General features: G+C 53.0%; 14 protein-coding genes and 1 other RNA gene. 5 read left to right on the top strand and 10 right to left on the bottom strand.

Features of this window, described 5'->3' with window-relative positions:
• Nucleotides 1-49 precede the first annotated feature (49 nt).
• The 7 genes from rnpB to HMPREF2865_RS06085 form a co-directional block, all read right to left on the bottom strand.
• An RNA gene (gene rnpB / locus HMPREF2865_RS06115) (RNase P RNA component class A) lies at nt 50-411 on the bottom strand.
• A gap of 53 nt (nt 412-464) precedes the next feature.
• The gene (locus HMPREF2865_RS06110) at nt 465-1,172 is read right to left on the bottom strand and encodes a hypothetical protein (protein ID WP_070646435.1); all 708 of its coding nucleotides are present in this window, start codon (nt 1,170-1,172) and stop codon (nt 465-467) included.
• 54 nt (nt 1,173-1,226) lie between these two features.
• A complete protein-coding gene (locus HMPREF2865_RS06105) occupies nt 1,227-1,460 on the bottom strand; it encodes a methionine-binding protein (protein ID WP_070646433.1) in 234 nt (77 codons plus the stop codon).
• A gap of 13 nt (nt 1,461-1,473) precedes the next feature.
• On the bottom strand, nt 1,474-2,058 hold the full coding sequence (ruvA, locus tag HMPREF2865_RS06100; protein WP_070646431.1) for a Holliday junction branch migration protein RuvA: 585 nt from the start codon (nt 2,056-2,058) through the stop codon (nt 1,474-1,476).
• 98 nt (nt 2,059-2,156) lie between these two features.
• Nucleotides 2,157-2,876, bottom strand: coding sequence for a septal ring lytic transglycosylase RlpA family protein (locus HMPREF2865_RS06095; protein ID WP_070646429.1), 720 nt, complete (start codon nt 2,874-2,876; stop codon nt 2,157-2,159).
• A 49-nt stretch (nt 2,877-2,925) separates the two neighbouring features.
• A complete protein-coding gene (gene trmL, locus HMPREF2865_RS06090) occupies nt 2,926-3,390 on the bottom strand; it encodes a tRNA (uridine(34)/cytosine(34)/5-carboxymethylaminomethyluridine(34)-2'-O)-methyltransferase TrmL (protein ID WP_070461542.1) in 465 nt (154 codons plus the stop codon).
• Between the two features lie 64 nt (nt 3,391-3,454).
• Complete coding sequence (locus HMPREF2865_RS06085) at nt 3,455-4,171, bottom strand: ComF family protein (protein ID WP_070646427.1); 717 nt, start codon at nt 4,169-4,171, stop codon at nt 3,455-3,457.
• On the opposite strand from HMPREF2865_RS06085, the gene bioH reads away from it, so the two are divergent.
• Nucleotides 4,170-4,916 carry a pimeloyl-ACP methyl ester esterase BioH gene (gene bioH / locus HMPREF2865_RS06080; protein WP_070646425.1) on the top strand — a complete coding sequence of 249 codons (747 nt, stop codon included), beginning with the start codon at nt 4,170-4,172 and terminating at the stop codon, nt 4,914-4,916. The genes HMPREF2865_RS06085 and bioH overlap by 2 nt on opposite strands.
• A 55-nt stretch (nt 4,917-4,971) precedes the next feature.
• Complete coding sequence (locus HMPREF2865_RS06075; RefSeq protein WP_070646422.1) at nt 4,972-5,766, top strand: class I SAM-dependent methyltransferase; 795 nt, start codon at nt 4,972-4,974, stop codon at nt 5,764-5,766.
• A 145-nt stretch (nt 5,767-5,911) separates the two neighbouring features.
• Here the strand turns inward: HMPREF2865_RS06075 and HMPREF2865_RS06070 are convergent, their stop codons facing one another.
• The 3 genes from HMPREF2865_RS06070 to HMPREF2865_RS06060 form a co-directional block, all read right to left on the bottom strand.
• Complete coding sequence (locus HMPREF2865_RS06070) at nt 5,912-6,160, bottom strand: BolA family protein (RefSeq protein WP_003686612.1); 249 nt, start codon at nt 6,158-6,160, stop codon at nt 5,912-5,914.
• A 126-nt stretch (nt 6,161-6,286) separates the two neighbouring features.
• On the bottom strand, nt 6,287-6,616 hold the full coding sequence (locus HMPREF2865_RS06065) for an FKBP-type peptidyl-prolyl cis-trans isomerase (protein ID WP_094192864.1): 330 nt from the start codon (nt 6,614-6,616) through the stop codon (nt 6,287-6,289).
• A gap of 139 nt (nt 6,617-6,755) precedes the next feature.
• Nucleotides 6,756-7,931, bottom strand: a complete 1,176-nt coding sequence (locus HMPREF2865_RS06060; protein ID WP_070646420.1) for a cytochrome-c peroxidase — start codon at nt 7,929-7,931, stop codon at nt 6,756-6,758.
• A 382-nt stretch (nt 7,932-8,313) separates the two neighbouring features.
• On the opposite strand from HMPREF2865_RS06060, the gene efeU reads away from it, so the two are divergent.
• From efeU to efeB, 3 genes are all read left to right on the top strand, one after another.
• Nucleotides 8,314-9,138: an iron uptake transporter permease EfeU gene (efeU, locus tag HMPREF2865_RS06055; protein WP_049322979.1), complete on the top strand. Its 825-nt coding sequence runs from the start codon at nt 8,314-8,316 to the stop codon at nt 9,136-9,138.
• A 12-nt stretch (nt 9,139-9,150) separates the two neighbouring features.
• Entirely contained in the window at nt 9,151-10,317 is a 1,167-nt protein-coding gene (efeO, locus tag HMPREF2865_RS06050; protein ID WP_070646418.1) for an iron uptake system protein EfeO, read from the top strand.
• 134 nt (nt 10,318-10,451) lie between these two features.
• Nucleotides 10,452-11,717, top strand: a complete 1,266-nt coding sequence (gene efeB / locus HMPREF2865_RS06045) for an iron uptake transporter deferrochelatase/peroxidase subunit (RefSeq protein ID WP_070646416.1) — start codon at nt 10,452-10,454, stop codon at nt 11,715-11,717.
• The last annotated feature ends 60 nt before the right edge of the window (nt 11,718-11,777 follow it).

Raw genomic sequence — 11,777 nt, 5'->3', positions numbered from 1 at the left:
TATTTCATAAAAATGCAGCAGGTTTTTAAAACCTGCCGCGGTATGGGGACATACAGCTCGGACGGTAAGCCGGGTTCTGTCGCGGACAGTCATTCCTCTAGGCACATCATTGCTGGTGTGCTCAAGCAACCTACCCGAACGCTCGGCGAGCAGCGTCATCGCGTTCTGTTTGGTCTTGCTCCGAATGGGGTTTAGCCTGCTGCGCTTTGTTACCAAATGCACGGTGCGCTCTTACCGCACCTTTTCACCCTTACCTGTTTTGCCCGAAGGCAATCATCGGCGGTATTGCTTTCTGTTCCACTTTCCGTCGCGTTGCCGCGCCCGGCCGTTAGCCGGCATTCTGCTCTGTGGAGCCCGGACTTTCCTCCCCGTATGCCTTACGCGATACGCGGCGACTGCCTGTCCGACCTGTATGAGTCGCGGATTATAACACAGCCGCCATAGGGTTCAGACGGCCTAAATATTTATTTTTTCTTTTTAAATGCTATTTCGGTCAAACCTAATTCCTGTGCTTTTTTGCGGACTGCGGATTCGGGCATTTCGCGTGCCAGGCGGCTGGTGCAGTATTCGGTCATGGTGGTGGCGCAGGCTTTGAAGTTGCCGGTAAAGTCGCTGGCGGCACTTAAAAACGGGATGAGGCGGCCGGCCATGATTTCTTCGGCTGGTGCGTCTGTTTGGGCGGATACGCGTCCGGACTCGACCGCCGAGAAAATTTGTTCGGTAAAGCGTCGGGCAAAGTTTTCTTCTGTTTGGCAGTCTTGGAATGCGGTGTTTTCGTGTTGGCAGACAAGGGTAACTTCGCCTTGAGTTTCTTGCAGCGGTTCGGCCAAATCGAGTTTGAGGGTTTGCTTGTCGGTTTGCAGCCAGGCGGTGCGGCCTTGGGTTTTGATGATTTTGCCGTAAACGCCGATGGCATCGTTTTGGGGGATGTTTTTCTGTTCGGCAAGTTGCTGGGCCGAGAATAAGGGGGCTTGTTCGGCAAATGCGCCGCCGGTTTCGTGTTTGAAGTAGGCGGCGAGGTCTTGTTTGATGAGGGCTTGGGTCAACAGTTTTTCGCCTTCGGTCAGGCGGTGTTCGAAGCCGTGTGTTTTGGGGGCGAATGCGGCATCCGTGGTCTTGGTATCCGGTGTGCAGGCGCTCAGGAGTAAAAGCAGGGGAAGGATGTATTTCATGGTTGGTCTCTCAACAGGCCGTCTGAATATATGGTTTCAAACGGTCAGCGTTGTTTATCGATAACGATAAACCCGGTGGGGATAAACGGGATAGGCCGGGTAATTGCGGACGGGTTCGCTGTCTTGATAGATGACGGTCGTCCCGGGCGGGGCGTTGATGGTCACAGTTTTGTTGACGGTGGTTTGCGAGTGGACGGGCAGGTCCAAGACGGCGGTGCGCCCGTACGGGGTCTCGGTATAGACGCACGCGCTTAGAAGCAAAGCGACACTCAGGACGGCGGTTTTCATGTTTCAGACGGCCTTATTTGAGCAGGTTTTTCAAGGCCAGGCGTACGCCTTCGCCGACTTCCGTGCCTTTGGGAATGCCTTTGGTGGCGGCTTTGGCTTCGCGTTCGTTGTAGCCGAGGGCAAGCAGGGTGTTGATGATGTCTTGGCTTTCGTCGGCAACGGCATCAGGGGCAAACAGGCCGTCTGAAACGGTATGGGACACGAGTTTGCCGCGCAGTTCCAACACCATGCGTTCGGCGGTTTTTTTGCCGATACCGGGGGCGGAGGAGAGGCGTTTGACGTCTTCTTCGGCGATGGCTTGCGCCAGCTCGTCGGCATTCATGGCCGATAAAATGCCCAATGCGGTTTTGGCACCGATGCCGCTGACTTTGACCAGTTGGCGGAAGGTGGCGCGTTCCTCGGCTGAGGCGAAACCAAACAGCAAATGTGCATCTTCGCGGACGACAAGCTGGGTGTAGAGATGGACGGTTTCGCCAACGGGGGGCAGGTTGTAGAAAGTCTGCATGGAAACGTCGGCTTCATAACCGACGCCGTTGACGTCGATAACGACCTGTGGCGGATTTTTCTCAATCAATTTGCCTGTGAGCCTGCTGATCATGGTGTTCCCCTGTGATTAAAAAAGGCCGTCTGAAACCTTGCAATCGGGTTTCAGACGGCCTTGTATTGTATCAAACTTCAGCGGTAACGCGGATGAAATCAGATGGCGGATGCCAGGTTCAGATGACGGGCGCGTTCGCCTGCTTCGGCGGCACGTTCTTGGCTGCTGAACGGCCCCATTTTGACAACGTATTCGTAGTTGCGTTTTTCAAGCGTGATTTTGCTGTCGGATGGCAGGCTTTGTGCGGTTTGGTTCAAATAGGCTTGCGCTTCGCGTTCGGTACCGAAGGATTTCAAATCAACAAAAAATTCTTTGTTGTTTGGGGTAATAATGGTTTGAGCGGCGGTTTGGCCGGGGATGATTTGTTCAACTTTGACGTTGGCTGTGCCTTGGTTGATGAAACCCAATTGTTGGGCGGCGGCTTTGGAAACATCGATGACGCGGTTGCCGTGGAAAGGGCCGCGGTCGTTGACACGGACGATGACGCTTTTGCCGGTTTGCATATTGGTCACACGTGCGTAGCTGGGAATAGGGAGGGTTTTGTGGGCGGCGGAGAGGGCATTCATATTGTAACGCTCGCCGCTGGAAGTTTTACGGCCGTGGAATTGGCTACCGTACCATGAGGCTTTGCCGGTTTGGCTGAAAGAGGAAACTTTGGTCAGCGGCGTGTAGCGTTTGCCGGCAACTTTGTAACTGCGGTTGGCAGAAGGATGCAGTTTTTCGACTCGGACCACGCTGTCGGCGACGGCGGCATTGATGGAGAGGACGCCGATGGTGGTGGCGGCTAAGGAAAGGAGGGTTTTTTTAGTAAAAGTCAAAACGGGTTCCGTTCTTGAGTTGATAACGCAGCGGTTTTCAGACAGCCTGTTATACGCCGCCGGCAAAACCGTTTTGTCGCCATGCTTCAAACAGAATGACGGCGACGGTATTGGAAAGATTCATGCTCCTGCTGTCGGGCATCATCGGCAGGCGGATTTTTTGTCCGGCAGGCAGGCTGTCGAGAACTTCGGCAGGCAGGCCGCGCGTTTCGGGACCAAACAGCAACACGTCGCCTTCGCGGAAGGAAACTTCGTCGGGGCGAGTAGAGCCTTTGGTGGTCAGCGCGAAAATGCGACGGCCTTCAAGGGCCTTGAGGCAATCATCGAAATTCTCATGTACCGTCAGTTTGGCAAACTCGTGATAATCCAAACCCGCGCGTTTCATTTTGGACGAATCCAGAGGGAAACCAAGCGGTTTGACCAAGTGCAAATCGGCACCGGTATTGGCGCAAAGGCGGATAATATTGCCCGTATTGGGCGGGATTTCGGGTTGGTACAAAACTATGGTAAACATATAAATCAATCACTTATAGAGTGGCATAATGCCGAAATGTTCCATGGGTGTCAAAAACTTTAAGCTATTTTTTCATTGGCGGACGCGCCAAACTCCAGCAAAAAATCTTACCTGCGCCTGATTTTTTCAGCGTTTTCGCCAATTCGTTTAAAGTCGAGCCGGTGGTGAAAACATCATCAATTAACAGAATATTACACGCCTTCGGCAATTCGGCTTTGATTTTGAATGCATTCTTGATATTTCGCAGACGTTCGTCGCTTTTCAGCGTACTTTGCGGCTCGCCATGCCGTCTGAAAACTGCGTGGCGCGGCAGCAGCGTCCAGCCGTAGCGTTTTGCCAAAATATCCGTCAACGCCTCGCTTTGGTTGAATCCGCGCTTGAGCCGCCGCTCTTTGCTCAAAGGCATGGGCAGGACAAAATCAAAGTGTTCCGTCGCCAGCCAGTCCGGTGCGTTTTGGCACATTAAATCCGCCAACGGACGGCTCATGCCCAAATCGGCCAAGTGTTTCAGCTCGCGTATCATGCTGCTGACGGGTGGTTCGTAATACAGCGAGGCCCACATTCTATCAAATGCGGGCGGCTTTTTCTGACAACTGCCGCACACTGCCCCGCCCGCGACATGGCGGAAACACAAAGGGCAGCTTTGTGCTGCGTCGATAAAATATTCCGTCAAATCGTTTACGCAGCCTCTGCAAAGGCCGTCTGAAACGGAATCGTGGCATAATACGCAACATCGCGCATTGAGCTGTTTCAAACTGCGCCACCAAGAAAGAACATTCATGCCACACTCCGCCAAAAAAGTTTATCTGATACACGGTTGGGCGGCGAACCGCCATGTATTCGACGATTTGATACCGCGCCTGCCTGCCGATTGGGACGTCCGCGCGCTTGATTTGCCCGGACACGGCGATGCGCCTTTTACCGAGCCGTTTGATATTGCCGCCGTTGCCGAAGCCTTCGCCGGACAAATCGACACGCCGGCACACATTCTCGGCTGGTCGCTGGGCGGACTGGTTGCCCTGTATCTGACCGCGCTTTATCCCGACAAAATCCAATCGCTCTGCCTGACGGCAAGTTTTGCCCGATTGACTGCCGACACGGATTATCCCGAAGGCTTGGCGCAACCTGCCTTGGGCAAGATGGTCGGCGCATTTCAGCAGGATTATGCCAAACATATTAAACAGTTTCTACAACTGCAACTGCTGCACACGCCCCATTCCGGCGAAATCTTAAACCGGGTATTGCCCGATTTGGCGCGCTGTGGCACGCCCTCCGCCTTACAGGCCGCGCTTGAAGCGGTCAACCATGCCGATGCGCGTCCGCTGTTGTCGCTGATTCAAACGCCGTCATTGCTGGTGTTTGGACAGAAAGACGCCATCACGCCGCCGCGCATGGGCGAATATTTACACCGCTATTTGAGCAACAGCGAGCTGGTCCTTATTGACAAAGCCGCACACGCGCCCTTTTTAAGCCATGCCGACGAATTTGCCGAAACCTACCGCAATTTTGTCGAAAAGGCCGTCTGAAACAGACTTAAACCATAAAAACATTGCTGGGCAAAGCCCGCTGACACGACCCACCATGACCGAACAAGACAAACGCTGGCAGATTCACCGCCATCTCGCCCAAGACACCGACGAGCGCCTGCAACTGGTCCGCAATGCACCCAAACGCATCATGCTGATTGGTGCCGATGCCGACATCAGCCGCAGCCTGCTGGCCGCGCGTTATCCCGACGCCGTGTTTGAAGAATACGATCCGAATGCCGATTTTTTGAAAACCGCCGCCGCCACGCGCAAAGGTGGTTTCTGGCAGAAGCTGACCGGCAAAACCATCCCGCAGCATTGCCAAGCCCTGACCGCGCCGTTGCCCGAAGCATCCGCCGATATGTTGTGGGCCAACCTCAGCCTCAGCCGCGCCGATGATATTTTGCCGGTATTGAAAAACTGGGCCGCTGCTTTGAAAACCGACGGATTATTGTTTTTCACGCACTTTGGCCGCGACAGCCTGAGCGAGCTAACAGGCCGTCTGAACCATGAAGGCATCGAATGCGAAGCGCCCACGCTGATTGATATGCACGATTTGGGCGATATGCTCGCCGACAACGGCTTTTACGATCCGGTAACCGACACGGCCAAGCTTGAGTTGAGCTATAAAAAAGCCGGGACGTTTTGGCAGGACATGGAAACCTTGGGATTGTGGAATGCGTTGAAGTTCAGCAATCCGCAGGCGGCCAAGGAAGCTGTGGATAAGATTTTTGCCAACGAAGGCCGTCTGAACATCACGCTTGAAACCGTGTACGGCCATGCCGTGAAGAAATTGATGTTGCCGCAAGGAGAGAACGTGGTGCAGTTTTTCCCGAAACGGCAGGGCTAGTTTGGCGGTTGTGCCGGTAGGGTTTACATTGCGATTGTGTATTGTGGAATGCGGTTTGGCGTTTGTATCGATTGCCTGCGCTGTTTGATATGTATGAAAAAGGCCGTCTGAAAAGTTTTCAGACGGCCTTTTGTTTGATTCCAAATTAAGCCTGTTTGGCAGCCCATTCGGCCGGAGTGGCGGCAACGGAAATCGACAGCGCGTGCAATTCGTTGCTTTCGAGTTGCGGCTTGAGACCGTCTTTAATCAGGCGGTGGCGGGCGAGGCGGGCTTTGCCTTCAAATGAGGAGGAAACGATTACGGCGAAGAAGTGATGGCCGTCGCCTTCGACTTCGACGTGTTCGCAAGGGGTAACGCCTTCAATCAGGGTTTTGACTTGTTCGGGTAAAAGCATGGGGGTTCCTTGGGAAATGGTTTGCTTGTAAAAGAGGGCATTATACCGAATCTTGATAAAAACAGGCCGTCTGAAAAACCAAACTTCGGGTTTCAGACGGCCTCGGTCTTTTGAAGCGTCAAATGCTTATTCGTACACTTTCAGCAGCTCGACTTCAAAAATCAAAGTTGCGTGCGGAGGAATCACGCCGCCGGCACCGTGTGCGCCGTAGCCCATTTCGGAAGGAATGGTCAGCTTGCGTTTGCCGCCTTCTTTCATGCCGCCGAAGCCTTCGTCCCAACCTTTAATTACTTGGCCGACGCCCAGAGTGATGGTCAGCGGTTGACGGCGGTCGAGGCTGGAGTCGAATTTGGTACCGTCTTCCAACCAGCCGGTGTAATGTACGGTGATTTCTTTGCCTTTGACGGCTTCTTTGCCGTGGCCTTCTTGCAAGTCTTCAATAATCAGGCTCATGATGTTCCTTTCGGATGTATGGTGAAAATCGGCTCAAGATTACCATATTGTGTGGAATCGTGAAACAAATGCGCCTATATGGCCGGCAACAAAAGGGCCGTCTGAAACGGATTTTCAGACGGCCTTTGTTTTGTGCTAAACCTTATTTGTTGTCAGGTTGGGATTTGACATCGTGGGAGACGGGCAGCTCAGGCATGGTTCGGGCAGACTCAGGAACATTGCCGGAGAGGGCTTTCAAGAAGGCAACGATGTTTTCAGTTTCTTCCGGAGCCAGGGTTTTACCCAATTGGGCTTTTGCCATGATGTTGACGGCTTTATCCAATTCCCAAACGCTGCCGTTGTGGAAGTATGGATAGGTGCGTTCGACGTTTCTCAAGCCGGGAACACGGAAGAAGAATTCGTCTTCGGCTTTTTTGGTTACGTCCGCACGGCCTTTGTCGTGTTTAGGATCGTCGATGTGTTTCCAGTAAGGACCATCCACCAAACCGAATTTTTGGAACATGGTACCGCCCAAGTTGACGCCGTTGTGACAAGCGATACAGCCGTTGTCCATAAATGCGCGTACGCCTTTGCGTTCTTGTTCGCTCAGGGCAGATACGTTGCCTTTCAGGTAGTCGTCCCAACGGGTCGGAGTCAGCAGGGTACGTTCAAACGCGCCCAATGCAGTGGTGATGTTTTTAAAGGAAACCGCGCCGTCTTCAGGGAATGCGGCTTTGAATTTTTCTTGGTATTCAGGGATACCGGCGATTTTGGCGGCGGCATCGGCTTCGGTCGCGTTGGCCATTTCAACCGGGTTGAGCAATGGGCCGCCGGCTTGTTCTTCCACATCGGCGGCACGGCCGTCCCAGAATTGGCTTCCCAACAAGGCGGCATTCAGGGCAGTCGGGGGGTTACGGGCGCCGAATTGGCTTTTGTGGCCCGCGCTGGTCGGCATGTTGTCTACGCCAGCAGTTGCCAAGTTGTGGCAGGAGTTACAGCTGACGGTGTTGCCTTTGGACAGGCGGGTTTCGTACCAAAGTTGTTGGCCGAGTTTGACCTGCTCTTCGGTAAACGGACGGATTTTTTGCATTTCGGCCGCATCAGGCAAAGGTTTGAACACGGTTTGCGCGCGTTCCAACAGGGCTTTGTCTTCGGCAGAAACATCGGCGGAATTTTGAGGGGCCGAAACAGCGGCGGTGCTTGCGGCAGCATCGGCAGCGCTCGCGGCAGAAGCCGCTTGAGGGGTTTCGGTTGTTTGAGCCGTTTTCTCGCCGCAGGCGGTCAACGCGGCAGAAACGGCCAAAGCCAAAGCGATTTGGTGGAGTTTTAAACGTGGCATAGGAGGGTTCCTTTGTTATGCGTTTGTTATGTCATGGATTGCTGATTGCACCAGCAATATGCCAACTATAAAAGATAAGGTGGTTTTAATTTTTGTTGTAAATCAACCTTTTAAATTTGATAAATTTTGAAAATATCACTGATAGGGAAATTTATACTATGGAACTTTTTTATTATTTATTTACAATTGCTTAGATAAATTAAGGCCGTCTGAAAAAATAAAATTCAGACGGCCTTTTAGTTTTTATTGATTACGTCCGTTATTCTATTTTAAAAAATCTTAATAAATATGGGGTTATTAAAAAATAAAAATAATTTGCGTTATTAAGCATAAAGCGTTATAAATGCGTTAATAAATGAACGTTTCACTTTAGAGTTTTTTTATGCTGATTGCTTTATTGATTATGTTACGCGAGGGCATCGAAGCCGCCCTGATCGTCGGTATTGTTGCCAGTTTTTTGAAACAGTCGGGACACAGCGAGCTGATGCCGAAGGTTTGGCTGGGCGTGTTTTTGGCTTCGGTCATGTGTTTGGGTATTGGTTACGGCATTCATTCCGCTACTGGCGAGATTCCGCAAAAAGAACAGGAATTGGTGGTCGGCGTCATCGGCCTGGTGGCCGTGGCCATGCTGACGTACATGATTTTGTGGATGAAAAAGGCTGCACGTTCGATGAAACAACATCTTCAGGATTCTGTTCAGTCGGCCTTGAACCGCGGTAGCGGCCAGGGGTGGGCCTTAGTCGGCATGGCGTTTTTGGCTGTGGCGCGCGAAGGTTTAGAGAGCGTGTTTTTCCTGCTGGCCGTGTTCCAGCAAAGCCCGACGTGGTCTATGCCGATAGGCGCGGTATTAGGGCTGTTGGTGGCGGTTGTCATCGGTACGCTGATTTATCAGGGCGGTATGCGCCTGAACTTGGCGAAATTTTTCCGTTGGACGGGCGCGTTTTTGATTGTAGTGGCGGCCGGTCTGCTGGCCGGTTCGTTTCGCGCGCTGCATGAGGCCGGCGTATGGAATGTGATGCAGGATATTGCTTTCGACACATCGAAATATTTGCATGAAGACAGCCCTTTAGGCGTGCTGCTCGGCGGTTTCTTCGGTTATACCGACCACCCGACCGAAGGCGAAGTCCTGATTTGGCTGCTGTATCTGGTTCCCGTCATGATTTGGTTTTTGCGCGGCAGCGCGCCGGCAAAAACGTTAACTAAATAAAAAGGAATGAAAATGAAAAAATTCAATCTGACTGCTTTGTCCGTAATGTTGGCTCTGGGTTTGACCGCGTGTCAGCCGCCTGAAGCCGAAAAAGCCGCGCCTGCCGCTTCAGGCGCATCCGCTGCCGCCAATGCCGACGGTTCGGTCAATATCGGCGTGAACGATACTGCCTGCGAACCGATGGAATTGACCGTCCCCAGCGGCCAAGTCGTGTTCAACATCAAAAACGACAGCGGCCGCAAGCTGGAATGGGAAATCCTGAAAGGCGTGATGGTGGTGGACGAGCGTGAAAACATCGCCCCGGGTTTATCCGACAAAATGACCGTTACCCTGCTGCCGGGCGAATACGAAATGACTTGCGGCCTGTTGACCAATCCGCGCGGTAAGCTGATTGTCACCGACAGCGGCTTCAAAGACACTGCCAACGAAGCGGATTTGGAAAAACTGTCCCAACCGCTCGCCGACTATAAAGCTTACGTTCAAGGCGAGGTTAAAGAGCTGGTGGCGAAAACCAAAACCTTTACCGAAGCCGTTAAAGCCGGTGACATCGAAAAAGCGAAATCCCTGTTTGCCGCCACCCGCGTCCATTACGAACGTATCGAACCGATTGCCGAGCTTTTCAGCGAACTCGACCCCGTCATCGATGCGCGTGAAGACGACTTCAAAGACGGTGCGAAAGATGCCGGATTTACCGGCTTCCACCGTATCGAACACGCCCTTTGGGTAGAAAAAGACGTATCCGGCGTGAAGGAAATTGCAGCCAAACTGATGACCGATGTCGAAGCACTGCAAAAAGAAATCGACGCATTGGCGTTTCCTCCGGGTAAGGTGGTCGGCGGCGCGTCCGAACTGATTGAAGAAGTGGCCGGCAGCAAAATCAGCGGCGAAGAAGACCGTTACAGTCATACCGACTTGAGCGACTTCCAAGCCAATGTGGAAGGCTCCAAAAAAATCGTTGATTTGTTCCGTCCGCTGATCGAAGCCAAAGACAAAGCGTTGTTGGAAAAAACCGATGTCAACTTCAAACAGGTTGAAGACATTTTGGCGAAATACAAAACCCCGAACGGTTTCGAGCTGTACGACAAACTGAGCGAAGAAGACCGCAAAGCCCTGCAGGCGCCGATTAATGCCTTGGCAGAAGATTTGGCCAAACTGCGCGGCATTTTGGGTTTGAAATAAGATAACGCGTTTTCAGACGGCCTTTGGATATTGAAAGGCCGTCTGAATCTTATTGCCGCCCACACAAATATGCTTGAAAACCAACCTTACTTCACACGATTGCAATCTTTCCGTTCCCTGCCAAGGAGCAGACCATGAGCCAAAACAAACAACCGGCACAACCCGAAAAACGAACCCTTTTCAAAACTGCCCTTGCCGCCGGCGCCATCGGCGTTGCCGGTTATTTTGCCGGCAAAAAACAAGGCGAAGCCGCCGCCGAGACCCAAAACAACCAACATTCCGAGCTGGCCTATCCGTGTTACGGCGAGCATCAGGCAGGCATCGTCACGCCACACCAGCTCTTCGGCATCATGTGTGCCTTTGACGTTACCGCCAAAGACGCCAAACAACTTGAAAACCTGTTCCGCGCCCTGACCGCCCACATCGAATTCCTCACCCAAGGCGGCGAATACCAAGACGGCGACGACAAGCTCCCGCCTGCGGGCAGCGGCATCCTCGGCAAACAATTCCGCCCCGACGGATTGACGGTTACCGTCGGCGTCGGCAGCAGCCTCTTTGACGACCGCTTCGGCCTCAAAGACAAAAAGCCGAAACACCTGCAAGAAATGCGCGACTTCCCCAACGACAAACTCCAAAAATCTTGGTGCGACGGCGACCTCAGCCTGCAAATTTGCGCGTTTTCCCCCGAAACCTGCCAAGCCGCCCTGCGCGACATCATCAAAAACACCGCCCAGTTTGCCGTGATCCGTTGGAGCATAGACGGTTGGCTCCCTAAAGCCGAACCCGGCGCCATTGCCGCGCGCAACCTTTTAGGTTTCCGCGACGGCTCCGGCAATCCCAAAGTCGAAGATCCCAAAGTCGCCGATCAAGTCCTGTGGACGGGCGTTGCCGCCAACAGCTTGGACGAACCGGCATGGGCGAAAAACGGCAGCTATCAGGCCGTCCGCCTCATCCGCCACTTTGTCGAGTTTTGGGACCGCACCCCGATGCAGGAACAAACCGATATTTTCGGCCGGCGCAAATACAGTGGTGCGCCCATGGACGGTAAAAAAGAGGGCGACACCGCCGATTTTGCCAAAGACCCAGACGGCAAAATCACGCCCAAAGACAGCCATATGCGCCTTGCCAACCCGCGCGACCCAGAGTTCATGAAAAAACACCTGCTCTACCGCCGCGCCTTCAACTACTCGCGCGGCCTAGCCGCCAACGGCCAACTCGATGTCGGCTTGGTGTTCATCTGCTATCAGGCCAACCTTGCCGACGGCTTCATCTTCGTGCAAAACCTGCTCAACGGCGAGCCGCTGGAGGAATACATCAGCCCGTTTGGCGGCGGCTATTTCTTTGTCCTGCCGGGTGTCGAAAAAGGCAGCTTCCTCGGCAAAGAGCTTTTGGGCGTATAAATCCTCCGATGGTTTGAATAGATAAAAAGGCCGTCTGAAACCTGATTTCCAGATTTCAGA

Origin of the sequence: Neisseria sp. HMSC073G10 (assembly GCF_001812605.1) — a bacterium.
Lineage (GTDB): Bacteria > Pseudomonadota > Gammaproteobacteria > Burkholderiales > Neisseriaceae > Neisseria > Neisseria subflava_A.
Note: the sequence above shows the minus strand (reverse complement) of the source record. Positions and strands in the feature narration are given on the sequence as shown.